Annotated in this window: 26 protein-coding genes; 15 read left to right on the top strand and 11 right to left on the bottom strand. The window is 72.9% G+C overall.

Going from position 1 to position 21,287, the window contains the following annotated elements:
- Positions 1–37 precede the first annotated feature (37 nt).
- Entirely contained in the window at positions 38–2,560 is a 2,523-nt protein-coding gene (locus tag ACIRQ9_RS14260) for a right-handed parallel beta-helix repeat-containing protein (protein ID WP_404171607.1), read from the top strand.
- Positions 2,561–2,708: 148 nt separating this feature from the next.
- Here ACIRQ9_RS14260 and ACIRQ9_RS14255 read toward each other — a convergent pair whose 3' ends face one another.
- On the bottom strand, positions 2,709–3,347 hold the full coding sequence (locus tag ACIRQ9_RS14255) for an HD domain-containing protein (protein WP_404171604.1): 639 nt from the start codon (positions 3,345–3,347) through the stop codon (positions 2,709–2,711).
- 102 nt (positions 3,348–3,449) lie between these two features.
- Here ACIRQ9_RS14255 and ACIRQ9_RS14250 point away from each other — a divergent pair, with 102 nt between their 5' ends.
- Positions 3,450–4,421 (top strand): GlxA family transcriptional regulator, encoded by a 972-nt coding sequence (locus tag ACIRQ9_RS14250; RefSeq protein WP_404171601.1) that lies wholly within the window; start codon positions 3,450–3,452, stop codon positions 4,419–4,421.
- On the opposite strand, the gene ACIRQ9_RS14245 is transcribed toward ACIRQ9_RS14250, so the two are convergent.
- The 5 genes from ACIRQ9_RS14245 to ACIRQ9_RS14225 form a co-directional block, all read right to left on the bottom strand.
- Positions 4,404–5,591: a cytochrome P450 gene (locus tag ACIRQ9_RS14245; protein ID WP_404171598.1), complete on the bottom strand. Its 1,188-nt coding sequence runs from the start codon at positions 5,589–5,591 to the stop codon at positions 4,404–4,406. The two genes, ACIRQ9_RS14250 and ACIRQ9_RS14245, sit on opposite strands and share 18 nt — an antisense overlap.
- 38 nt (positions 5,592–5,629) lie before the next feature.
- A complete protein-coding gene (locus ACIRQ9_RS14240; protein WP_404171595.1) occupies positions 5,630–7,003 on the bottom strand; it encodes an NAD(P)/FAD-dependent oxidoreductase in 1,374 nt (457 codons plus the stop codon).
- A complete protein-coding gene (locus ACIRQ9_RS14235) occupies positions 6,993–7,202 on the bottom strand; it encodes a ferredoxin (RefSeq protein ID WP_404171592.1) in 210 nt (69 codons plus the stop codon). Before ACIRQ9_RS14235 ends, ACIRQ9_RS14240 begins: the two co-directional genes overlap by 11 nt.
- Before the next feature lie 263 nt (positions 7,203–7,465).
- The gene (locus ACIRQ9_RS14230; protein WP_404171589.1) at positions 7,466–8,503 is read right to left on the bottom strand and encodes an SRPBCC family protein; all 1,038 of its coding nucleotides are present in this window, start codon (positions 8,501–8,503) and stop codon (positions 7,466–7,468) included.
- A gap of 3 nt (positions 8,504–8,506) precedes the next feature.
- Positions 8,507–9,403 (bottom strand): histone protein, encoded by an 897-nt coding sequence (locus tag ACIRQ9_RS14225; protein ID WP_404171586.1) that lies wholly within the window; start codon positions 9,401–9,403, stop codon positions 8,507–8,509.
- A gap of 146 nt (positions 9,404–9,549) precedes the next feature.
- On the opposite strand from ACIRQ9_RS14225, the gene ACIRQ9_RS14220 reads away from it, so the two are divergent.
- From ACIRQ9_RS14220 to ACIRQ9_RS14175, 10 genes are all read left to right on the top strand, one after another.
- Positions 9,550–9,918, top strand: a complete 369-nt coding sequence (locus ACIRQ9_RS14220) for a gas vesicle protein (RefSeq protein WP_404171583.1) — start codon at positions 9,550–9,552, stop codon at positions 9,916–9,918.
- 32 nt (positions 9,919–9,950) lie between these two features.
- Complete coding sequence (locus ACIRQ9_RS14215; protein ID WP_404171580.1) at positions 9,951–10,400, top strand: gas vesicle structural protein GvpA; 450 nt, start codon at positions 9,951–9,953, stop codon at positions 10,398–10,400.
- A gap of 2 nt (positions 10,401–10,402) precedes the next feature.
- Complete coding sequence (locus ACIRQ9_RS14210) at positions 10,403–11,116, top strand: GvpL/GvpF family gas vesicle protein (RefSeq protein ID WP_404171577.1); 714 nt, start codon at positions 10,403–10,405, stop codon at positions 11,114–11,116.
- A 12-nt stretch (positions 11,117–11,128) separates the two neighbouring features.
- A complete protein-coding gene (locus tag ACIRQ9_RS14205) occupies positions 11,129–11,383 on the top strand; it encodes a gas vesicle protein GvpG (protein ID WP_404171574.1) in 255 nt (84 codons plus the stop codon).
- 21 nt (positions 11,384–11,404) lie between these two features.
- Positions 11,405–11,839 carry a gas vesicle protein gene (locus ACIRQ9_RS14200; RefSeq protein ID WP_404171571.1) on the top strand — a complete coding sequence of 145 codons (435 nt, stop codon included), beginning with the start codon at positions 11,405–11,407 and terminating at the stop codon, positions 11,837–11,839.
- The gene (locus tag ACIRQ9_RS14195; protein ID WP_404171568.1) at positions 11,832–12,656 is read left to right on the top strand and encodes a GvpL/GvpF family gas vesicle protein; all 825 of its coding nucleotides are present in this window, start codon (positions 11,832–11,834) and stop codon (positions 12,654–12,656) included. Before ACIRQ9_RS14200 ends, ACIRQ9_RS14195 begins: the two co-directional genes overlap by 8 nt.
- On the top strand, positions 12,653–12,883 hold the full coding sequence (locus ACIRQ9_RS14190) for a gas vesicle protein (RefSeq protein ID WP_404171566.1): 231 nt from the start codon (positions 12,653–12,655) through the stop codon (positions 12,881–12,883). The genes ACIRQ9_RS14195 and ACIRQ9_RS14190 overlap by 4 nt, the downstream gene beginning before the upstream one ends.
- Complete coding sequence (locus tag ACIRQ9_RS14185; protein ID WP_404171563.1) at positions 12,880–13,305, top strand: gas vesicle protein K; 426 nt, start codon at positions 12,880–12,882, stop codon at positions 13,303–13,305. Before ACIRQ9_RS14190 ends, ACIRQ9_RS14185 begins: the two co-directional genes overlap by 4 nt.
- Before the next feature lie 98 nt (positions 13,306–13,403).
- On the top strand, positions 13,404–13,577 hold the full coding sequence (locus ACIRQ9_RS14180; protein ID WP_404171560.1) for a CsbD family protein: 174 nt from the start codon (positions 13,404–13,406) through the stop codon (positions 13,575–13,577).
- A gap of 171 nt (positions 13,578–13,748) precedes the next feature.
- Positions 13,749–13,922, top strand: coding sequence for a hypothetical protein (locus ACIRQ9_RS14175; protein WP_404171770.1), 174 nt, complete (start codon positions 13,749–13,751; stop codon positions 13,920–13,922).
- A 39-nt stretch (positions 13,923–13,961) separates the two neighbouring features.
- Here ACIRQ9_RS14175 and ACIRQ9_RS14170 read toward each other — a convergent pair whose 3' ends face one another.
- The 5 genes from ACIRQ9_RS14170 to ACIRQ9_RS14150 all read right to left on the bottom strand — a co-directional run bounded on the left by ACIRQ9_RS14170 (position 13,962) and on the right by ACIRQ9_RS14150 (position 18,925).
- A complete protein-coding gene (locus ACIRQ9_RS14170) occupies positions 13,962–14,969 on the bottom strand; it encodes a zinc-dependent alcohol dehydrogenase family protein (RefSeq protein ID WP_404171557.1) in 1,008 nt (335 codons plus the stop codon).
- A gap of 136 nt (positions 14,970–15,105) precedes the next feature.
- On the bottom strand, positions 15,106–15,471 hold the full coding sequence (locus tag ACIRQ9_RS14165; RefSeq protein WP_404171554.1) for an ArsR/SmtB family transcription factor: 366 nt from the start codon (positions 15,469–15,471) through the stop codon (positions 15,106–15,108).
- A gap of 75 nt (positions 15,472–15,546) precedes the next feature.
- On the bottom strand, positions 15,547–16,686 hold the full coding sequence (locus tag ACIRQ9_RS14160) for a DNA alkylation repair protein (protein ID WP_404171551.1): 1,140 nt from the start codon (positions 16,684–16,686) through the stop codon (positions 15,547–15,549).
- Between the two features lie 86 nt (positions 16,687–16,772).
- Positions 16,773–18,170, bottom strand: a complete 1,398-nt coding sequence (lpdA, locus tag ACIRQ9_RS14155; RefSeq protein WP_404171548.1) for a dihydrolipoyl dehydrogenase — start codon at positions 18,168–18,170, stop codon at positions 16,773–16,775.
- A gap of 53 nt (positions 18,171–18,223) precedes the next feature.
- Positions 18,224–18,925: an SDR family oxidoreductase gene (locus ACIRQ9_RS14150; RefSeq protein WP_404171545.1), complete on the bottom strand. Its 702-nt coding sequence runs from the start codon at positions 18,923–18,925 to the stop codon at positions 18,224–18,226.
- A 172-nt stretch (positions 18,926–19,097) separates the two neighbouring features.
- Between ACIRQ9_RS14150 and ACIRQ9_RS14145 the strand changes: the two genes are divergently transcribed.
- The 3 genes from ACIRQ9_RS14145 (at position 19,098) to ACIRQ9_RS14135 (ending at position 21,272) form a co-directional block, all read left to right on the top strand.
- Positions 19,098–19,598: a winged helix-turn-helix transcriptional regulator gene (locus ACIRQ9_RS14145; RefSeq protein WP_404171542.1), complete on the top strand. Its 501-nt coding sequence runs from the start codon at positions 19,098–19,100 to the stop codon at positions 19,596–19,598.
- A gap of 109 nt (positions 19,599–19,707) precedes the next feature.
- Positions 19,708–20,214 (top strand): SRPBCC family protein, encoded by a 507-nt coding sequence (locus tag ACIRQ9_RS14140; RefSeq protein ID WP_404171539.1) that lies wholly within the window; start codon positions 19,708–19,710, stop codon positions 20,212–20,214.
- A complete protein-coding gene (locus tag ACIRQ9_RS14135) occupies positions 20,214–21,272 on the top strand; it encodes an LLM class flavin-dependent oxidoreductase (protein ID WP_404171536.1) in 1,059 nt (352 codons plus the stop codon). The genes ACIRQ9_RS14140 and ACIRQ9_RS14135 overlap by 1 nt, the downstream gene beginning before the upstream one ends.
- Positions 21,273–21,287: the final 15 nt, after the last annotated feature.

Here is a 21,287-nt window from a genome sequence, read left to right as displayed (position 1 = left end):
GCCAGCGGCGATCACCGAGGACACTGAGGAAACGTAGATGACCACCCGTCACACCGTGGCGCCCAAGGGTCAGGGCGGCCGGGGCGCGTACCGGACCATCGGCGAGGCGATACGCGCCGCCTCGCCCGGCGACCTGGTGGTGATCGCGCCGGGCACCTGGACCGAGAACCTGGTCCTGGACCGTGCGGTCGTGCTCACGGCGGAGCACGGCCGGGGCAGCGTGGTGATCGCGCCGCCGCCCGGTGAGGCGCCCGCGGTGACCGTGGCCGGCCCGGACTGCGCCCTGCACAACATCACCGTGTGGGGGTCCGACGCGGGGCTGCCCGCGGTGAGCGTGGCGCCCGGGGCCGGTCTGGTCCTGGAGGAGTGCTCGGTGGAGGGCGGCCGGGTGCAGGCGAAGGGCCCGGAGGACGAGGAGGGCGGTACGACGGCTCTCGTGCTGCGCCGCTGCCGCCTTGAGGGCGCCCGGCTGGCCGGTCTGCACCTGGCCGGGAGTGTCCGGGCCAGGGTCGAGGACACCGCGGTCACCGGAGTCGACGGCACCGGCGTGGTGCTGTCCGGCACCGCGAGCCTGGACGCCCTGCGGCTGCGGCTGGAACGCACCACCGGGTCCGGGGTGCGGCTGCGCGGCCGGTCCCGGCTGCGGCTGACCGACTCGGTGCTGGCCGGCAGCGGCCGGGCGGGGCTGCTCCTCGAGGACGCCACCGAGGCCACCGCCGGGGAGTCGCGCATCGAGACGCCCGGCGCGGCGGGGGTGCACCTGACGGGGTCGGCGCGTGCGGAGCTGACCGACTGCAAGATCCGCGGCGCGGCCGCGAGCGGGCTGGTGGTGCAGGAGACCGCGCGGCTCAGCGCGTCCGGCTGCTCGGTGGCCGACGCGGGCGCCAACGGGCTGCTGGTGACGGGCGCGGGCGAGGCCGAGCTGGCCGACTGCCGGATCGACCGGAGCACCTTCAGCGCGGTGCACCTCGCCGGTACGGCCGTGGGGCGGCTCGCCGACTGCCGGGTGCGCGGTGGTGCGGAGCACGGTGTGCACGCCACCGGTGAGGCCCGGGTCGAGCTGACCGACTGCGGGATCGTCGACGTCGCGATGACCGGGGTGAGCATCCTGGAGCGGGCGGTGGCCACGCTCAGCGGCTGCCGGGTCACCGGGTCCGCCGCGGGCATCGGCATCGGCTCGCCCACCGGGAGCACGGTCGCCGACTCCACGGTGACCGGTACGAAGGAGATCGGCGTACAGGTGGCCAAGGGCGCCGCCGTCTCGCTCGCCGGGATCCGGATCAGCGGCGCCGGGGCGGCCGGGCTGGTGGTCGACGAGGGCGCCGAGGCGACCGTGACCGGGGGCTGGGTCGAGAACTGCGCGGGGTCCGGCGCCGTCGTGTGGACCGGGGCCAGACCGGAGATGACCGGGCTGCGCATCGACCGGCCGGGCAAGAACGGCGTGTTCCTGGCGGAGGGCGCGGGCGGCACGTTCACCGGGCTGGACGTCAGCCGGGCCGGCTTCCCGGCGCTGCACGTCGCCGCCGGGGCCGACCCGGTGTTCCGGCACTGCCAGGTCCGTGACTGCGAGGAGGCGCTGGGCACCGACGAGGGCGCCAAGCCGGTCCTGGAGGACTGCACGGCCGACGGCGCCCCGCTGACCTTCGGCGCTCCGGCCGCGGCCCCGGCGAACGGCACCTCGGGCGCGGCCCCTTCCACGAAGGCCGCGAAGAAGGCCGGGGACGACACGGAGGAGCCGGAGGAGGAGAACCTGGAGGACCTGCTCGGCGAACTCCACGAGCTGGTCGGTCTGGACCGGGTGAAGCAGGACGTCGGGTCGTTGGTCAAGCTCATGCAGACGGTACGGCGCCGCGAGGAGGCCGGGCTGCCGGCCCCGCCGCTCAGCCGGCACCTGGTGTTCGCGGGCAACCCGGGCACCGGCAAGACCACGGTGGCGCGCCTGTACGGCCGGCTCCTCAAGGCCCTCGGTCTGCTGCGCCGGGGCCACCTGGTCGAGGTCGACCGGACCGCGCTGGTGGGCGAGTACGTCGGCCACACCGGTCCGAAGACCACCGCCGCCTTCAACCGGGCGCTCGGCGGGGTGCTCTTCATCGACGAGGCCTACTCGCTGGCGCCGGCGCTGGCGGGCAACGACTTCGGCACCGAGGCCGTGGCGACCCTGGTGAAACTGATGGAGGACCACCGCGACGATGTCGTGGTGATCGCCGCGGGCTACCCCGGTGACATGCACCGCTTCATCGGCTCGAACCCGGGTCTGGCCTCCCGTTTCGGCCGCACGCTGCTCTTCGAGGACTACGAGTCCGCCGAGCTGGTCTCGATCGTGGAGTTCCAGGCCGGTCAGCACCGTTACGAGCTGACGTCCACCGCCCGCACCGAGCTGCTCGGCCTCTTCGAGGGGATGCCCCGCGGCGAGGGCTTCGGCAACGGCCGCTCGGCCCGCCAGATATTCCAGGAGATGACCGAGCGCCAGGCACAGCGGGTCGCCGAGCTGTCCGCCCCGACGTCGGAGCAGCTGATCAGCCTGGAGGCGCAGGACCTGCCGCATCCGGCGGCGCGCTGAGGGCGCCGCCGGTCCCGGCGGCCGTCAGAGCGCGGCCGTCCGGGCGTTCCGCCAGGGAGGCCGCACGGCCCGCCACGGCGGCGAACGTCTTGTCGCGGGGGCTGACCTGGTGGACGCCCATGACGAGCAGAGCTTGCCGGGGCACCGGTCACTCGGGCCAGGCGGAGCCCTTGATGACCTCGACGAAGTCGCCGCGGTGGAAACCGGGGACGTAGTGGGCCAGGACGTCGGCCTTGACGTTGCCGAAGGTGGTGTCGGGGCGGTCCTGGATGCCCTCGGTGAAGGCGGCCAGGATCCGGTTCTTGAAGTCGGGGCGCGGATGCGCGGCGACGACCGCGGCGCGCTGCTCGTCGCTGACCTCGTGGTAGCCGATGCCCAGGACGTCCAGTTCGACCCCGCGGGTGACCAGCGCGATCTCGGGTGCCATGTGGAGCGGGATCTCCGGCGTGGTGTGCAGGGCGATGCTGGTCCAGACCCGGTCGGCGGGCTCGCCCGTGACGCCGTGGCCGTGCAGGAAGCGGCGGGCCTCGTCGGCGCCGTCGATCTCGAAACGCTGGTCGGTGCGGCGCAGGCTCTTGGTGAGCCCGAGGTCGTGGAACATCGCCCCGACGTACAGCAGCTCGGGGTCGTAGGACAGCCCGAGGGCCGTGCCGCGCAGCGAGCCCCACAGGAAGACCCGCCGGGAGTGGTCGAACACCAGCGGTTCGGCGACGTCGCGGACCAGCTCGGTGGCCTCCCGCACCAGCGCCGTGTCCGGGATCCGTACGCCTGCGATCTCTTCGCTCATCGTCCTCTGCCTCCGTGGTGGATGGGGTGACTGCGTCCAGGGTCGCCGGGGCGGCGTAGGCTGGGCCATGTCTCTGCTGCCGGGAAAACCACGGATTCGGACATGGCACATCGTGTGGGCCTGGTGGTCTTCGAGGGCGTCACCCTGCTCGACGTCAGCGGTCCCTCGGAGGTGCTGCACCAGGCGGGCCGGCTCGCCGGCCCCTACGAGCTGGTGCTGGTCTCGCCCGCCGGCGGGACGGTCACCAGCTCCGCAGGACCGGCGCTCTGCGGCACCGTGGCGGCGGCCGACGCGGGTCCCGTCGACACGGTGCTGGTCGCGGGCGGTGACCGGCTGGCCGAGCGGCCGGTCGAGGAGGAACTGCTGGCCTCGGTCCGTGGGCTCACGGGACCGGCGCGCCGGGTCGCCTCGGTGTGCACCGGCGCGTTCGTGCTCGGCGAGCTGGGCCTGCTCGACGGGCGCCGGGCGACGACCCACTGGCGGCACGCGGACGCGTTCGCCCGCCGCTGTCCGCGGGTTCGGGTCGAGCCGGACGCCATCCACGTCCGGGACGGCCGGTACCTCACCTCGGCGGGGATCAGCGCGGGCATCGATCTCGCGCTGGCCCTGGTGGAGGAGGACCACGGCGCAGGTGTGGCCCGGGACATCGCCCGCGAACTGGTCGTCTTCATGCAACGGCCGGGCGGGCAGTCGCAGTTCTCCACGGCCCTCACCACCCCGCCGGCCCGCAGCGACCTCCTGCGCGGTCTGGTCGCCTCCGTGCTGGCGGACCCGACCGCCGACCACAGTCTGCCGTCGCTGGCCGCGTCGGCCGCCGTCAGCCCGCGTCACCTGGCCCGGCTGTTCCGCGCCGAACTGGACACCACGCCCGCCCGCTGGGTCGAGCGGGTCCGGCTGGACCGGGCCCGCCAACTGCTTCTGGAGGGCCACAGCGTCACCTCGGCGGCGCACCGCAGCGGGCTGGGCACCGACGAGACCCTGCGCCGGGTGTTCGCCCGCCACCTGGGCACCACCCCGACCCACTACCGCAGGCAGTTCGCCACCACGGGCGGCGGGTCACAGCTGGAGGAGTAGGTGGCGGGGGCCGCGCAGCATGGCGTTCTGCCGGTACGGCGGCGGGTCCTCGACCAGGCTCGCGGTGCCGAGCAGCGGAAGCAGCGCGCTCAGCGCGGTCTGGGCCTCGATACGGGCCAGTGGTCCGCCGTAGCAGAGGTGGATGCCGTTCCCGAAGCCGAGGTGTTCGTTGTCCGGGCGGGTCGGGTCGAACCGGTCGGGGTCCTCGAACCGGCGCGGGTCGCGGTTGCCCGAGGCGAGCGCGAGGACGACCGGGGTGCCCCGCGGAAGGGTGGTGCCGTCGACGTCGATGTCGGTGAGCGGGATGCGTTCGCGCATGTGGACGGGGGGTTCGTAGCGCAGGAGTTCCTCGACCGTGCGCGGCATCAGGCCGGGTTCGCGGCGGAGCAGGTCCAGGTGTTCGGGGCCGCGCAGGAAGGTGAGCACGCCGTTGGTGATGAGGTTGACGGTCGTCTCGTGGCCCGCGATGAGCAACAGGACTGCGGTCTCGGCGAGTTCCTCCTGGGTGAGCCGCAGGGCCGGGTCGGGTTCGTTGACGAACGCGGAGAGCAGGTCGCCGTCCGGGTGGCCGCGGCGCTGTTCGGCGAGGTTCACCAGGTAGCCGCCCAGCTCGGTCCGTGCCTGGTCGCCCGCCTCGTGCTTCGCGGCGGAGCCGGCGTCCTCGGGGGTGAGGTCGGCGGACGCGACCAGGGTGTCGGACCAGGCCCGGAAGAGCGGTTCGTCCTCGCGCGGTACGCCGAGCAGGCGGCAGATCACCGTGACGGGCAGCGGGTAGGCGAACTCGTCGACGATGTCGATCCGGCCGCCGGCCTCCAGGGGCGCCAGCAGTTCCGCGGTGATGCGGGCGACCTCGTCGCGCATGGCGTCGACGTGTCCGGGGCTGTGCGGTGGTCCGAAGGGCCGCATGGCGAGCGTGCGCAGCCGGTGGTGTTCGGGGTCGTCGAGCCGCAGGAAGGGCGGCTTGCGGGTCTCCTGGCCGCGGCTGCGCGGATCGGCGCTCATCCGCGGGTCGTGGAGCAGGGCGGCGATGTCGTGGTAGCCGCCGACGAGGTGGCTGCCGTCCGCCTGCCGTACCGCGCGGCCGGTCTCCCTGAGTTCCGCGTAGAGCGGGTAGGGGTCGGGGCGGCTGGCGTAGTCGGTGATCCGGGCCAGTAGCGTCTCGGAGTCCATGGTGGCTCCTCGGGGTGGGAGTCGTGGCCGGGCTCGGGTCAGTGCGTCGGCCGCACCACGGCCAGCCGGCGGTCGGGCAGGTAGCCGGTGAGCGCCACGGTGGGGCCGTGGGAGAGCACGGAGGGGTCCGGGACGTCGGAGGGGACCGGGACGTCGGCCGCGAGCGCCCGGTCCGCCGCGCCGGGCGGGGGCGGGAACGGGGCGGCCGTCTCGATCATGTGCCGGTAGTAGTCGAGGGACTTGGCCATGTCGACGGTGACCGCGGCGGTGACCCGCCCCTGGAAGCCGTAGACCATGACCAGGCGGCGCGCCTCCAGGGACCCCTGCGCGATGACCACGTGGTCGGAGTAGGTCGGCACGCCCACGGACTTGATGTTGAGCCCGAACTGGGTCGACCAGAACGTCGGGATGGCGAGGTGCGGGCGGCGCAGCGGGCCGGGGCTGACCATGTTGTGGGCCGCGACCGCTGCCTGTTCGACCGCGTTGCCCCAGTGCTCCAGGGAGAGCAGCTGGTAGCCGAAGAGCGGGTGGGGGAAGCGCGAGACGTCGCCGGCCACGAACACGTCGTCGGTGACGATCCCGTACATGGTGAAGGCGCGGCAGCCGGCGTCGCACGTCACGCCGCGCGGGCCCGCGGCCAGTCCGGAGTCGGCCAGCCATTCGACGTTGCGGACGGCGCCGAGCGCCACGACGCACACGTCGGCGTCGACGCGGCTGCCGTCGGAGAGCTGCGCGCCGACGAAGGCGCCGTCGCCGTCGCCGAGCAGGGCGTTGACCGTCACGCCGGTGCGCAGGTCGACGCCGTGGTTGCGGTGCATGACGGCGGCGAGTTTCGACAGGGTGCCGCCGAGGGCGCCGACGAGCGGTGCGGGGCCGCGTTCGGCGACGGTGACGGCGATGCCGCGTTCGCGGCAGGCGGAGGCGATCTCGGAGCCGGTGAAGCCGCCGCCGATGACCAGGACCCGTTCGGGTCCGGCGGCCAGCCGTGCGGCGAGTCCCGCGGCGTCCTCGCTGGTGCGCAGCGTGAACACGCCGTCCAGGGCGCCCTCGTCGGCCTTGGGCCAGGGGCGGGCGCGGGTGCCGGTGGCGATCAGCAGCCGGTCGTACGGCAGGGACTCGCCGTCCGCGAGGAGTACCTGTTTCGCGAGCGGGTCGAGGCCCGTGGCGGGTACGCCGAGCCGCCAGTCGGCGTCCGGGTCGCGGCGCATCGGCAGTCCGGTGGTGTCCGCGGTCGCCTGCCCGAGCAGCACCTGCTTGGACAGTGGCGGCCGGTCGTAGGGCGGCCGGGACTCGTCGCCGACCACGGTCACCGAACCGGCGAAGCCCTCGTCGCGCAGCGCCTCCGCGGCCCTCAGACCCGCGAGCGAGGCGCCGACGACGACGATCCGGCCGTCCTTGAGGTCATCGGGCACCGCCGCTCACCCCTTCCCCGAGGAGGATCGCCTGCACCGGGCACGCCGCCACGGCCTGGCGCACCCGCTCCACCTGGTCGTCCGGGACGGCCGTGGCGTACAGCAGCCCCTCGTCGCCGTGCAGCTCGAAAACCTGCGGTGCGAGGAAGACGCACTGTGCGTAGCCCTGGCAGCGCGTGAGGTCCACAACGACCTGCATCCCCACCACTCCCTCCGTTGCCGCGCCCCCCTCGTCTGCCGCCCCTCGTCTCCAGCATGGAGCCAGTGCGGGACTCCCGCACGCCACGCTGTCCGGGGTGCCGGAGGGCGCAGCCGCGTCCCTCCGCCCAGGCGGCCCGCAGACGCGCGTAGATCCCGTCCCCGGACCGGAGTTCGCCGGGACTGCCGTGTTCGGCCGCGCGGGCCGCGTCACTTGCGCACGTCCGCGGAGCCACGCCGCCGCCACCGCTCCCGCGCCCGCCCTCACCGCCTGCGGACGTCGTCCTCCTCAGCCTCGTCCTCGCGGTACTCGTCGGCCTCCTCGCCCTCGCCGTCGTCCTCCTCGTCCTCGTCCTCGTACTCGTCGTCGTACTCGTCGTCGTCGTCCGCGTCCTCCTCCGGGTACTCGTCCTCGGGCCGCTGCTCCTCGTCCTCCTCGCCCGTCTCCTCTTCCGGTTCCCCGTCCTCGCGCTCCGCCTCTTCCTCCTCCATCGCCTCCTCGTGCGTGCGGACCACCTCGCCGTCGCGGATCTCGCCGCGCCAGCCGTCGGGGTCCTCGTCGGAGAGGGTGACGAAACGCTGGAAGTGCTTCGCGTCCAGCCGCAGCCGGCGGCCCTGGGCACGCCACAGGTTGCCGGTCTTCTCGAAGAGGCCGGAGGGGTAGTACTCGACGACGAGCACGATGTGGGTGAGCGTGGGCGTCACCTCGTGGAAGCTGACGCAGCCCCGGGTGCTGCCCTTGGCACCGTCGGACGTCCACATGATGCGTTCGTCCGGGACCTGTTCCTGGACGGTGGCCTTCCACGAACGCGTGGAGGGACCGACCTTCACCTTCCAGTCGCTGCTGGTCTCGTCCCCCTGGGAGACACTGCGCACGCCCTTGGTGAAGGAGCTGAACTTCTCGAAATGGGTCCAGTGGTCGTAGGCGACCCGGATCGGCACACCCACGTCCAGGTGCTCGATGATGGTCGTCACCTTGGGAGTTCCGGACTTGCGGCCCTTGCCGCCGCCGCCGAACAGGTTCGAGATCTTCTCGGTGGCGCTGTCCTTGATGCTCTTCGCCTTCTCGCCGATCAGCGCCTTGACGGGCGAATCCCCCTGGAGGACACGGGCGCCGACCTTCGGCAGGACACCGCCGCCGTCGACCACGTCCATCAACTGGTCGGTCAGTCCCTCCACCTTGCCGCCCGCGACGTCCGCGAGATGCTCCACCTGCGCACCGAGGAAGTCGACGACCTCCTCGCGCAACCGGTCCAGGCCGGAGGACTGGTCCTGCTCGTTCTGCTGTTCCGTCCTCACCATGGCCTACCTCCGCCGCGCGGACGTCTTCTTGGCAGTCGTCTTCTTCGAGGCAGTCTTCTTCGCGGCGGTCTTCTTCGCCGCGGTCTTCCTGGCGGGCGCCGCGGTCTTCTTCGCCGCGGCCTTCCTCGCCGGAGGCGCTGTCCTCTTCGCCGCGGACTTCCGGGCGGGTGCCTGCTTCTCGGCGGTCGCCTTCTTGGCCGGCTGCGCCTTCTTGGCGGCGGCCTTGCGCGCCGGGGCCTTGCGAGGCGCGGACGTACGGTGTCCGGACGGCTCCTTCTCGGTGTCCTCGGTCCGCTGCCCGGACCGGCTCCGCCGTGACCCGAACCTCCTGGCCCTGGGCTTCTCCTCCGGCTCGGGCTCCTCCGACTCCTCCTCCTCGGGCTCCTCTTCCTCCTCCTCGTCCTCCAATTCCCCCTGGTCCTCGTCCTCTTCTTCCACCTCCGGGGCCTCGCCCTCGCCTTCGCCCTCGCCTTCGCCCTCGCCTTCGCCCTCGCCCTCGTCCTCGTACTCGTCCTCGTACTCCTCCTCCTCGCCCTCCTCGTCCTCCTCGGGCTCGTACTCCTCCTCGTCCTCGTCCTTCCGCTTCCCGCTTCCGACGCGCGCGGTCCGCTCGTGCAAGGCGTCCGCGAAGTCCGCGAGTTTACGGTCGGCGGCCGCCACGAGGGCCTTGCGTCCCGCGTCCTTGAACTCGCCGCGCAGCTGCTCGTTGAGGTCCGCGACCTGGGGGATCTCCTGGAGCCTGCGCAGTCCTTCGGTGAGCAGCTGCTGGGGTTCGAGACCGAAACGGCGGCCCGCCATGTACGTGGCGAGGCCGAACGCGAGTTTTCCCTTCTTGGTGCGGCCGAGGACGTAGCCGCCGGCGACGGCGGCAGCGAGAGCGATTTTCGTCGATTCGTTCATCGATCATTCCCTCCGGCGAGCCGCTGCGCGGCCGGACGGCGGCGCACGGTCGCCATCGGCCCGTCGCAGCACACTTTCAAGATGTATATGGTGAAATAGTACATTTTGACCATGGTGGAGCGCGCTCCAGCGACGGAGTTGGGAACATGGCCGCGTCCGACAAGAACGGCACGGGGAGTGGCAGACGCCCCTCCCGCAGTCACGACGATGCACGGCGCAGCACCCGCACGGGCGGCAGCACCCGGAGACCCGCCGGACACTCGGCGGCCTGGGCCATGCGCTCCGCGTCGGGGCAGCTGGAGGAACTCCTCGGACGCGCCCCTGAGTCGGTTTCGGCAATCAGACGGACCGAGGAGGGATGGGAAGCCGATGTCGAGGTACTCGAACTGGAACGAGTACCCGAAACCACCAGCGTCCTGGGTACCTACCACGTGACGCTGAGTGCGAGAGGCGAACTGCTGGCGTACGAACGGACTCGCCGCTACACCCGCGGCCAGATCGACCGGCGCCGCTGAATCCGCACCAGGGGGTGGTGAAGGGAGGCACCATGACTGTGGTGCCACAGGGCGCGGGCGGTGTCTCGCGCGGCAGCACCGGCAGCCTGTACGACGTCCTGGAACTGATCCTGGACCGCGGGCTCGTCATCGACGTCTTCGTCCGCGTGTCGCTCGTCGGCATCGAGATCCTCAAGATCGATGCCCGCATCGTCGTGGCGAGCGTCGACACCTATCTCCGCTTCGCCGAGGCCTGCAACCGCCTCGACCTCGAATCGGGCAGCAAGCAGCCCACCCAGCTCACCGACCTCGTCGGCGAGATCACCGAGGGCGGTGCCGCGGGCAAGTCCAAGGGCGCCCTGACCGGCGCGGTCGAGGCCGTCAAGGACACCCTGACGGGCGGCGACGGCGACGAGGAGGAGGAGGACGAGCCCGAGTACGAGGAGGAGCCACGCCAGCGGCGGCGGCCGGCCAGAACGGCATCGCGGCGGCGGAGGGAATGACCATGGCCGTCTACGTGTACTCCATCATCTCCGAGGACCATCCGGCGCGGCTCGACGGCGTCCACGGCGTCGGCGACCCGCCCGCCGCGCTGCGCACGGTGGCCGGCGGGGGCCTGCGCGCGGTCGTCAGCGAGGCGCCCGAGGGACTGCGGGCCAGGCGGCGTGACGTCGCGGCCCATCAGGAGGTCCAGGAGCGGCTGATGGCCGACGGTGCCGTGCTGCCGCTGCGGTTCGGCATGACGACCGAGGACGACGACGCCGTGCGCGCGGCCCTGGAGGGCAGGGCGGCCGAGTACGCGGAGCGGCTGCGCACGCTGGACGCCACCACCGAGTACAACCTGAAGTGCTCGTGGGAGGAGGCGGCGCTGCTGCGCCGGATCCTGCTGGAGTCCGACGAGGCCCGCGAGCTCAACACCGCGATCCGCGACGGCTCAGGCACCCCGCAGATGTCGCTCGCCCTCGGCGAGCTGGTCGCGCGGGAGGCCGAGACGCGCCAGGAGGCGCTCGCCAAGGGCATCGTCGAGGCCCTGCACCCGTACGTCTCCGACGAGAGCGTCTCGGCTCCCGGCGGAGAGGACTTCCTCAGCGTCTCCTTCCTGGTCCCCGCGGACAAGGAGGAGATGTTCCTGGCCACGGGGATCAGCCTGGCCAACCAGCTCGGCGAGGAGTGCGAGATCCGGCTGCGCGGACCTCTGCCTCCCTACAGTTTCGTCTGAGAGGCACCGCTCATGGGCTTGCTGACTCAACTCCTGACCCTTCCGCTCGCGCCGGTGCGCGGGGTGGGCTGGGTCGTCGACCGGGTGGTCGAGGCCGCCGAGCAGGAGTACTACGACCCGGAACCCGTCGAGCGTGAACTGGCCGCCCTGGAGAGAGAGCTGCTGGCGGGCCGTATCGACCAGGCCGCCTTCGAGGAGCGCGAGGACCGGCTGCTGGACCGGCTGGAGGAGATCGCGGCCTTCCGGCGGGGCGATCCCGCTCCCTGACCCGGAATCGAGGTGCTTGCGGTGTCCGGACCACCGGCCGACCGGCTGAGCACGTACCCGTCGCGCGCGACGGCTCCGTACGGCTACGACCACGGCTCCTCCGCGAACCTGGCCGACATCCTGGAACGCGTCCTGGACAAGGGCATCGTCATCGCGGGAGACATCCGCATCAACCTCCTCGACATCGAGCTGCTCACCGTCAAGCTCCGGCTGATCGTCGCCTCCGTCGACAAGGCCCGGGAGATGGGCATCGACTGGTGGGAGCACGACCCGTCGCTGTCCTCCCGGGCCGGGGAACGAGCCCTGGCCGAGGAGAACCGGAGGCTGCGGGCCGAGATCGAGGCCCTGCGGGAGGAGCCCGCGCTGCCCGCGGACGAGCCGCGGCCGGCCGCCGGACGCCGGCGTCCGCCGCGGACCTCCCGCACCCGGCGCGGGAACGGAGCGGCCGATGACTGAGGAGGTCGCCTACGTCTACGCCGTGCTGCGCCCCGCCGAGGGCCTCGGCGCGGCCCTCGGCGCGGTGGCGGGGGTCGCGGGAGCGCCCGTGCGCCTGGTGCCGCAGGACGCCGGGGACGCGCCGGTGGCGGCCGTCAGCGCGGTACCCGCCGAGGACTTCCGGGAAGACGCCCTGCGCCGTCACCTGGAGGACCTGGGCTGGCTGGAGTCCGTCGCCAGGGCCCACCACGGGGTGATCGAGGCGGCGGCCGCGCGCACCACGGTGCTGCCGCTGCGGCTCGCCACGGTGTACCTGGACGACGAGCGGGTCGCGGCGGTGCTGCGCGAGCAGGCGGACGCGCTCTCGCAGGCCCTGCGGCGGCTGGCGGGCCGTCTCGAATGGGGCGTGAAGATCTACGTCGAGGGCCGGCCGGAGGCGCAGGACGCCGACGCGGCGGTGGCGGCCGGCACCGCCGAGGGGGTCAGCCCGGGCCGGGCCTACCTCCGCGCCCGGCGCTCCCAGCGGCACACGCGCGACGAGTCCTACCGGGCCGCCCGGCAGGCCGCCGACCGGGTCGAGGCGATCGGCCGCGCGCTGGCCGCCGATCACGCCCGGCACCGGGTCCAGCAGGGAGAACTGGCGGTCGGCGGCGGGGAGAACGTCGTCAACGACGCCTATCTGCTGTCCCGCGAGACGGCGGCGGACTTCCGTGCCCAGGTCCTCGGGGCCGTCCGTGACCTGCCCGGCGTCCGGATCGACGTCACCGGCCCGTGGGCGCCGTACTCCTTCACCGCGCCGCCCGGCGGTGAGCCGCCCGCGGCGGAGCGGGCGCCATGACGGACGTGGAGCGGGCCGGGACCGAGCCGCTGGCCCAGCGCCAGGTGGCCCTCGTCGACCTGCTCGACCGGCTGCTCAGCGGCGGTGTCGTCGTCACCGGCGACCTGGTGCTCTCGATCGCCGACATCGACCTGGTGCGCGTCTCGCTGCGGGCCCTGATCGTCTCCGTGAGCGCCCGGAACCCCTCGCCGTGGGCGGACCCGGAAGGCCCGGAGGACCCGTCGTGACCGGCGGACGCGCCGGCCGGCCTCCCGGGTCACCGGACCGTCTGGCCGAGGTGGCCGACGCGGCCGGCCGGGCCTTCCGGCTGCTGCCCGCCGTACCCGAGGACGCGGCGCCCGCCGGGCGGCCGGGGCCGTCGCAGCCGGTCCGCCGCATCAGGACCGATCCCGACACCGTCGAACGGGACCTGGTCAGGCTCGTGCTCACGCTGGTCGAGCTGCTGCGGCAGCTCATGGAGCGCCAGGCGCTGCACCGTGTGGACCAGGGCGACCTCACCGAGGACCAGGAGGAGCGGCTGGGCTCGACCCTCATGATCCTCCACGACCGCATGGCCGAGCTGTGCGCCGACCACGGGCTGACCATGGAGGACCTCAACCTGGATCTCGGTCCGCTGGGCACACTGCTCCCGCCGTCCGGTTCCGAGTGACGGCACGCCGAACGGGTGACGTCCTGTTTCGACGGCCGCCATGGGGTTACTCGGTGGTCAGCACGGTTTCCCCCACGGGATGAGGACGGTGAACGAGGATGTCCGGAGAGCAGAAGGCCAAGGGCAAGATCGAAGAGGCCACCGGCAAGGCCAAGGAGACGGTCGGCCGCGCGGTGGGCAACGAGCGGATGACGGCCGAAGGCCAGGCCAAGAAGTCGAAGGGCGCGGCCCGCCAGGCCAAGGAGAAGACCAAGGACGTCTTCAAGCACTGACGGAGCCGTACCCCGCAGGGCGGGATCCCTCTTCCGGGATCCCGCCCTGCGGCGTACCAGGGGCCCGCCGGGAGCGGCCCGGGGTTTCCGGGGCCGCCGACCGGGGACCCGCCAAGAACGACCCCGCGACGCCCCGGACCCGGTCGGCCGGGGCAGAGAGAAGACGACGTCGTGAGCATGGAAGTCATCGACACCAGCGGCAGCCGCGGATCCGAGACGGGATGGGCGACGGCACGCCGCCTGCGCGGAAAGGGCGTACGCACCTGGGTGCGGGCGACGGCCGACGGCGGCCCGGAGCGGCCGCGGCCCGGGGACGACTGGAACGTGGTGCGGGGCGAGGACTGAGCCCTCACACGCGCTGGCGGTGGCCGCGGTACGGCGCGGTCACGCCGCCGTGGCGTCGTGGCCGACGGTGACGACGATCTTGCCGACCTGTTCGTTGGCCGCCATGTAGCGGTGCGCCTCGGCGATGTCCGCGAGGTCGAAGGTGCGGTCGACGACCGGTACGAAGGCGCCGGAGCTGAGCCCCGCGTTGATGAAGGCGACCGCGCGCCGCAGCCGCTCGGGGTCGGTGGTGATCTCGAACAGCGTGTAGGTGCTGCTGGTCAGCGCGGGGAAGGACTGGGCGTTGGGCAGCGGCGTGGGCCGCGGGTCGAGGGCGCCGTAGACCACCAGGAATCCGCCGGGCGAGATGCCCTGGGCGAGGGTCTCGACACCGGGTCCCGCGACCGGGTCGAACGCCAGCCGGACGCCTTCCCCGCCGGTGATCTCCTTGATCCTGGCGGGCAGGTCCTCCTCGTCGGTGACGATCACGTGGGCCGCGCCCGCGTCCAGGAGCCGCTGCTTCTTGCCGGGGCCGCGGGTGGTGGCGATCGGGATCGCGCCGATGTGGCGGACGATCTGGACGGCGGCCAGTCCGACGCTGCTGGAGGCCGCGCAGATCAGTACGTGGTCGCCGGGCCGCACCCGGCCGCTCTCGGCGAGCGGCCCGTAGGCGGTGATGTAGGCCATCCACACGGCCGCCGCCCGGACGGGGTCGACGTCGGCGGGGCGGGGCACGACGGCCGAGGCGGGGACGAGGACGTGGTCGCCGTAGGTGCCGTAGTCGGTCTGGAGGAACTGCGGTACGACGGCGACCGGGTCGCCCACGGCGAGGCCGGTCACGCCCTCGCCGACCGCCTCGACGACGCCGGCGGCCTCGTAGCCCAGGGTCGAGGGAAAGACCGGGTCGTAGAAGTAGCTGCCCTCGCGGTACATGATCTCGGCGCGGTTGAGGCCGATCGCGTCGACGCGGATCCGCACCTCCCCGGCGCCGGGATCACCGACCTCGACGTCGCGGAGGGTCAGGACCTCGGGTCCGCCGGTCTGATCGAACTGCACGAGTCGTGCCATGGTGAATCCGTCCTCGGGACAGGAGAGAAGGGAGGTGCCGCGCGCCGAACGCGCTCGGCGGCACGAGCCACCCTGCCCCAAGCTTCGATAGTCGTCAAATTTCGACGGCGATCAAAATATAATCCGGACGGCGGCCTCAGCCGACGCTCACCTCGTCCACGCGCTTCCCGTCCTCCGCGGCCACGGCGTCCAGCACGGCCGTCAGCAGGCCGGGAAAACGCCCTTCCACCTCGTCGGCGCGGAGCGTGTTCATCTTGGCGGTCCCGACGTAGTACTGCCGGATCACGCCGGCCTCGCGCAGCACGTTGAAGTGGTGGGTCAGCGTGGAGAGGGAGACCGGGGCCTGGAACGTCCCGCAGCTCAGGTCCTCGCCCGCGCGGGCGAGCTGCGCCACCACCATGCGCCGTACCGGATCCACCAGCGCCTCCAGCACCTGCTGGAGCGAGACCTCCGACAGCTCGGGGTGCTCCACGGTGCGTGCGGCGGTGCGGGGGCGGGCCACGGTGGCTCCTCGGGACGGCTTGGGGACGGTCAGGTCATGGTACGGCCGTCCTCGCAACCACCGGCGGGACGGGGATCATTCCCCGGCGGCCCGCGGCGCGGGGCCGTCGGCCGCCAGCAGCCGGAAGTCCGCGAGGTCGAAGCGGTGCCCGTTTACCTGGAGCTGCACGGCGTGCGCGCCCGGGTAGTAGACGCGGGTGGTGAGGGGCCGGAACGAATGGCTCCGCCGTACGTCGGCCGACTCGCCGGGTGCCAGTTCGCGCTTGGCGAGCTTGAACACCTTCGGCGCCGGCCTGCCGTTCGCCTTCAGGTGGTGGACGACGTAGTCGACGGCGAGGGAGACGGGGCGCGCCGAGACGTTGGTGATGCGGGCCGTGAAGACGAGGTCACCGCCCATGGGGACGTCGCTCTCCGCCAGCAGTGGCCCGACCACCTTCAGGTCGTCGGCACCGCCGTGGAACCCGACCAGTTCCAGGGCGGCCGGGTCGCCCCGCTTGACCAGGGTGCGCATGGCGTGCCGGACCAGGGCGGCGGTGGTGGCCCGCGGCTCGCGCAGCCAGCGGGCCGCGGTCCCCGTGGCCAGTCCGGCGTCCAGCCGGGAGATGTCGTTGAGGTGGTTCGCCACCGAGCGGCGCACGTCCGGCGAGTCGTCGGTGTACAGCCGGTCCAGGACGGGGACCGTGACGGCGGGGTCGCGGTTGAGCGCGGGCACCTGCCGGGCCCAGGGCAGCTTGGGGCGGGTGCCCTCGCTGGCCAGCCTGCGCACGGCGGGGTCCGCGGAGGCGGTCCAGGCCAGGGCCGTGGCGAGGGTGCGGTCCAGGTCCGCGACGAGGAAGGTGCGGAGCGCGAACTCACCCGTCAGCCGCGGCGTGAGCCGGGCCAGCAGGTCCAGGCCGTCGTCGACGTGCCGGCCGGTGCCGGAGGCGGTGGCCGCGACGGCGACGGCCTCGCTGACCGGCCAGATCATCCAGCCCGTCAGCTCGGTCCGGGTGAGCGCCCGCCGTACCGCACGGGCCAGTTCCTCGTAGTCCCGGCCGCAGTCGGCCAGGAGCGCCTCGGCCACCGTCCGGGCCCGGTCGCTCAGACCCAGCGGGCCGAGCAGGGCCGGGCTGTCCGCGACGGCCTGCCAGCGCGACGCGCGGGGGGCCGCCTCCTGGAGGACGGCCGCCAGACGACGGATGCCGTCGGGGCTGATCAGCTCGTCCGCGGTGGGCATGCTTCCTCCAGGGACGCGGGTTGCCGGGGCCGAAGCAGGTTACTCCACCCGCCCGAAGGCCCGGGTCACCGGTGGTTCGCGGGGCCTCAGAGGTTGATCATGTGGCCGGCGAGTCCGTGCAGGGCGTCCTGGACCGCCTCGCTCAGCGTGGGGTGGGCGTGGACGTTGCGGGCGAGTTCGGTCACCGTGAGGTCCCACTTCTGCGCCAGCGTCAGCTCAGGCAGCAGCTCGGTCACGTCCGGGCCGATCAGGTGTCCCCCGATCAGTTCGCCGTGACGGGCGTCGCTCACCAGCTTCACGAACCCGGCCGTGTCGCCGAAGCCGTGCGCCTTGGCGTTGGCCGTGAAGGGGAACTTCGCCACCCGCACGTCGAAGCCCTCGGCGCGCGCCTCCGCCTCGGTCCAGCCGAAGCTGGCGATCTGCGGCTGACAGAAGGTGGCCCGCGGGATCATGCGGTAGTCCAGCTCCATGGTCTCCGCGCCGGCGATGCTCTCGGCGGCGACGATGCCCATCGCCTCGGCGGTGTGCGCGAGCATCAGCTTGGCCGTGACGTCCCCGATCGCGTAGATGTGCGGCACGCTGGTCCGGCAGTACCCGTCGATGTCGACGGCGCCGCGCCCGGTCAGGCGTACTCCGGCGGCGGCCAGTCCGCAGCCGGCCGTGCGCGGCTGGAAGCCGGTGGCCTGGAGCACCTTCTCGGCCTCGAGGACCTGATCGGTGCCGCCCCGGCGGACGCTCACGCGCACGCCGTCCTCGGTCTCCTCGATCCCCTGGACGGCCGTCGAGGTCAGCACGCGGATGCCCAGGCGCTTGAAGCGCCGGGTGAGTTCGGCGGAGACCTCCTCGTCCTCCAGCGGTGCGATCCGGTCCAGGAACTCCACCAGGGTGACCTCGACGCCGTAGGACCGCAGCAGGTACGCGAACTCGACGCCGATGGCCCCCGCGCCCGCGATGACCAGGCTGCCGGGCAGGGTGTCGGAGAGGATCTGCTCCTCGTAGGTGACCACGCGCCGTCCCAGGGTGGTGCCCGGCAGCAGCTTCACGGTCGAGCCGGTCGCGACGACGCAGGAGCGGAAGGACAGGGCCGTCTCACCGTCCCGCATCCGCACCTGGAGGGTGTGCGGGTCGAGGAAGGTGCCCTGTCCGTCGAACTGCGCGATCCCGTTCTTGCGCATCAGGTAGCCGACGCCCTTGACGCGTCCGTCGGCCACCACCCGGCTGCGCTCGTAGGCGGCGCGGTAGTCCAGGGCGACCTCGCCGCTGATCCGCACGCCGAACTTCTCCGCGTCGTGCGTGACGAGCTGGGCCACCTCGGCGTTGCGCAGCAGCGCCTTGGCCGGGATGCACCCGATGTTCAGGCAGACCCCGCCCCAGAACCGGCCCTCCACGACGGCGGTGCGCAGGCCCAGCTGGGCGGCGCGGATCGCGGCCACGTAGCCGCCGGGCCCGGCCCCCAGGACGACGACGTCGAAGTCGCTCTGCATGGCTCACCTCACCACTGGGTCGGGTCCCGTCCGCGGCCTGCGCCGCCGCACGCTCAGACGGTGTCGTAGAGGAGGTCGAGCGGCCCGGACAGCGCCGCGCGGACCTTCCGGGCCGCCTCGTCGACCAGCACCTCCGGCTCGTCACGGGCGACGGCGTCCATGGTCCGCGCCGCCACCTCGGCCGGGTCGATCTTCGGACCGGGGACCTCCGTGGTGGCGTCGGTGTCCACGTAGCCCACGTGCACGCCGACGACCAGCGTCCCCTGGTCCCGCAGGGCCAGGCGCAGCGCGTTGGTCAGCGACCACTGGGCGGACTTCGACGCCGCGTAGCTCGGGAACCTGCTGTTGGCCCGCCAGGAGGCCACGGACAGCATGTTCACCAGCGCTCCGCCGCCGTTGGCCGCGAGGACCGGCGCGAAGGCGCGGGAGACGGCCCAGGTGCCGAGGTAGTTCACCTCCAGCTCGCGCCGGGCCCCGTCAAGGGAGCCGTCCGCCAGCAGCGGCGGGCCGCCCTGGATGCCCGCGTTGTTGATCACGACGGTGGCGTCGGACACCGTCCGCGCGGCCGACGCGACCTGGTCGTGGTCGGTGACGTCCAGGCGCAGCGGTTCCAGACCCGGCTCGCCGAAGTCCTCCGGCCGGCGGACGCCGGCGTACACCTTGGCCGCGCCCCGGTCCAGCAGGGCGCGGCAGAACGCCAGCCCGATCCCCCGGTTCGCTCCGGTCACGACGGCGACCGATCCCGCGATCTCCATGGCCGGCACCTCGTCTCGGCGTAGGGATTCCGTCATGACCAGTCAAAGCGCACCCGGCGGCGCTGTCCACGCGGCCCGCGCCCGGCGGACCGCCGTGGAACCGTTCGCACACGCTGCCGTCAGGTCAGTTTTCCTATGAGACTCGGCTCGTGGGGCTCGGTATCGTGGGGCCATGAAACGGACGTCGTTCGCCACGTGGCCGTGCTCCATCGCACGGACCGTCGACCTGCTGGGTGACCCCTGGACGCCGCTGGTCGTGCGGGAGGCCTTCTACGGGATCCGTCGGTTCGACGAGTTCCAGCGGGAACTGGGCATCGCCCGCAACACGTTGACCGACCGGCTGCGCCACCTGGTCGACGCGGGGATCCTGGAGAAGCGGCTGTACGAGGCCGAGCCGCCACGGTACGACTACGTCCTCACGGAGAAGGGGCGGGACCTGTTCGCGGTGCTGGCCGCGATGTCCGCCTGGGGCGACCGCTGGCTGGCCGGGGAGCGCGGGGTGCCCGTGGTGTTCCACCACGAGTCCTGCGACCACGACACCACGGCCGAGGTGGTCTGCGCCGCGTGCCGCGCGCCGCTGCGGGCCGGGGACACCTCGATGCGGATGGGTCCGGGCTATCCCGAGCGGCTCGCGCGGCGCCCGGACGTGCGACGGCGGTTCGGCACGGAGTGAGCGCCGTCCGGTGCCGGCCCGCGCCGGGCCCGGCCCGGACTCTTGACATGGAGAGTCTCATGAAGCAACTCTGAAGGTCGGAACCCGGACGGCGAGGAGGCCGACGACCTTGGAGTGGACGGGCGCACGCTACACGGACAGACCCACGGTGGAGGTGCGGACCTGGATCGACGCCCCACCGGAGAAGGTGTGGGCCCTGGTCAGCGACATCGCGCTGATGCCGGACATGAGCGAGGAACTCCGCTCCGTCTCCTGGCTGGACGGCGCGACCCGGCCCGCGGTGGGCGCGAGGTTCGTCGGCCGCAGCGAGCACGAGGCGTTCGGCACGTGGCAGACCACCTCCCAGGTGATCGAGTGCGAACCCGGCTCGGTCTTCGCCTGGGCCGTCGAGAACCCCGCCGCCCCCTCCGCGGTCTGGCGGTTCAGGTTGCGCCCGGAGAACGGCGGGACCGAACTGGCGCAGTGGATGCAGCTGGGACCGGGCCGGTCGGGGCTGTCCGCGGCGATCGACCGGATGCCCGACAAGGAGCAGAAGATCGTGTTCGTCCGGCTGCGGGAGTTCGAGCGGAACATCACCGCCACCCTCGCCCAGATCAAGCGGCGGGCGGAGGCGTGATGCGGACGGCCACCACGATCGAGGCCTCGGGCGGCGACCACTGGTCCCAGCTGGGCGACTTCGTCGTCGAGGCGGAGAAGCTGGGTCTTGACATCTGCTGGGTCGCCGAGGCCTGGGGCTCCGACGCGCCCTCCGCGCTCGGCTACTACGCGGCGCTCACCGAGCGGATGCTGCTCGGTTCCGGCGTGATGCAGCTGGGCACCCGGACCCCGACGGCCGTGGCCCAGACGGCCGTCACCCTCTCCAACCTGTCCGGCGGGCGCTTCCTGCTCGGCCTCGGCGCCTCCGGGCCGCAGGTGATCGAGGGCCTGCACGGCGTGCCCTTCGCCCGGCCGCTGCGGCGCATGCGCGAGACGGTGGAGATCGTGCGGCGGGTCTTCGACGGCGGCAGACTCTCCTACTCGGGCGCCGAGTTCGCCGTCCCGCTGCCCGGCGGCGAGGCCAGGCCGATGCGGCTGTCGATGCGCGCCGAACACCGGATCCCGGTCTACCTCGCCGCCCTGTCCCCCGCCATGCTGCGCCTGACCGGCGAGGTCGCCGACGGCTGGCTCGGCACCAGCTTCGTGCCCGAGGGCGCGGCCGAGGCCTACTTCGCCCCGCTCGACGAGGGCCTGGCGCGCGGCGGTCGTACCCGGGCGGACCTGGACGTGTGCCAGGGCGCCGAGGTCGCCTTCACACCGGACGAGGAGGCGCTCGGCGCGATGGTGGCCGGACGCAAGAAGGAACTCGCCTTCAGTCTCGGCGGGATGGGCTCGGCGTCGACCAACTTCTACAACGGCGCCTACAGCCGTCAGGGCTGGGCCGAAGTGGCCGCCGAGGTGCACGAGCGCTGGCAGGCCGGCGACCGGGACGGCGCGGCCGCCCTGGTGACGGACGAGATGGTGCTCGGCACGACGCTGATCGGCACGGAGGCCATGGTGCGCGAGCGGCTGGCCGTCTGGCGCGACGCCGGTGTGGACACGGTCCGCCTCTACCCGGCCGGAGCGACCCTGGAGGACAGGCTGGCCACGCTGGGCCGTGCCGTCGAGCTGGTCCGCGAGACCGACCGGGCCTCCTGAGCGCGGCCGGCCGGC

The organism is Streptomyces sp. NPDC101237 (assembly GCF_044767465.1).
In the GTDB taxonomy this organism is placed as follows: Bacteria; Actinomycetota; Actinomycetes; order Streptomycetales; family Streptomycetaceae; genus Streptomyces; species Streptomyces gramineus.
The sequence above is the reverse complement of the archived record's forward strand: the minus strand, read 5'-3'. Positions and strand labels throughout refer to the sequence as shown.

Excerpts from the sequence above, each read along its gene's own strand:
- ACIRQ9_RS14180 (WP_404171560.1), top strand. The coding sequence starts at position 13,404 with ATGTCCGGAGAGCAGAAGGCCAAGGGCAAGATCGAAGAGGCCACCGGC.
- ACIRQ9_RS14210 (WP_404171577.1), top strand. The coding sequence starts at position 10,403 with ATGGCCGTCTACGTGTACTCCATCATCTCCGAGGACCATCCGGCGCGG.
- ACIRQ9_RS14215 (WP_404171580.1), top strand. The coding sequence starts at position 9,951 with ATGACTGTGGTGCCACAGGGCGCGGGCGGTGTCTCGCGCGGCAGCACC.
- ACIRQ9_RS14170 (WP_404171557.1), bottom strand. The coding sequence starts at position 14,969 with ATGGCACGACTCGTGCAGTTCGATCAGACCGGCGGACCCGAGGTCCTG.
- ACIRQ9_RS14195 (WP_404171568.1), top strand. The coding sequence starts at position 11,832 with ATGACTGAGGAGGTCGCCTACGTCTACGCCGTGCTGCGCCCCGCCGAG.
- ACIRQ9_RS14235 (WP_404171592.1), bottom strand. The coding sequence starts at position 7,202 with ATGCAGGTCGTTGTGGACCTCACGCGCTGCCAGGGCTACGCACAGTGC.
- ACIRQ9_RS14255 (WP_404171604.1), bottom strand. The coding sequence starts at position 3,347 with ATGAGCGAAGAGATCGCAGGCGTACGGATCCCGGACACGGCGCTGGTG.
- ACIRQ9_RS14160 (WP_404171551.1), bottom strand. The coding sequence starts at position 16,686 with ATGCCCACCGCGGACGAGCTGATCAGCCCCGACGGCATCCGTCGTCTG.
- ACIRQ9_RS14190 (WP_404171566.1), top strand. The coding sequence starts at position 12,653 with ATGACGGACGTGGAGCGGGCCGGGACCGAGCCGCTGGCCCAGCGCCAG.
- ACIRQ9_RS14245 (WP_404171598.1), bottom strand. The coding sequence starts at position 5,591 with ATGGACTCCGAGACGCTACTGGCCCGGATCACCGACTACGCCAGCCGC.
- lpdA (WP_404171548.1), bottom strand. The coding sequence starts at position 18,170 with ATGCAGAGCGACTTCGACGTCGTCGTCCTGGGGGCCGGGCCCGGCGGC.
- ACIRQ9_RS14230 (WP_404171589.1), bottom strand. The coding sequence starts at position 8,503 with ATGGTGAGGACGGAACAGCAGAACGAGCAGGACCAGTCCTCCGGCCTG.
- ACIRQ9_RS14225 (WP_404171586.1), bottom strand. The coding sequence starts at position 9,403 with ATGAACGAATCGACGAAAATCGCTCTCGCTGCCGCCGTCGCCGGCGGC.
- ACIRQ9_RS14205 (WP_404171574.1), top strand. The coding sequence starts at position 11,129 with ATGGGCTTGCTGACTCAACTCCTGACCCTTCCGCTCGCGCCGGTGCGC.
- ACIRQ9_RS14135 (WP_404171536.1), top strand. The coding sequence starts at position 20,214 with ATGCGGACGGCCACCACGATCGAGGCCTCGGGCGGCGACCACTGGTCC.
- ACIRQ9_RS14145 (WP_404171542.1), top strand. The coding sequence starts at position 19,098 with ATGAAACGGACGTCGTTCGCCACGTGGCCGTGCTCCATCGCACGGACC.
- ACIRQ9_RS14150 (WP_404171545.1), bottom strand. The coding sequence starts at position 18,925 with ATGGAGATCGCGGGATCGGTCGCCGTCGTGACCGGAGCGAACCGGGGG.
- ACIRQ9_RS14220 (WP_404171583.1), top strand. The coding sequence starts at position 9,550 with ATGGCCGCGTCCGACAAGAACGGCACGGGGAGTGGCAGACGCCCCTCC.
- ACIRQ9_RS14250 (WP_404171601.1), top strand. The coding sequence starts at position 3,450 with ATGGCACATCGTGTGGGCCTGGTGGTCTTCGAGGGCGTCACCCTGCTC.
- ACIRQ9_RS14260 (WP_404171607.1), top strand. The coding sequence starts at position 38 with ATGACCACCCGTCACACCGTGGCGCCCAAGGGTCAGGGCGGCCGGGGC.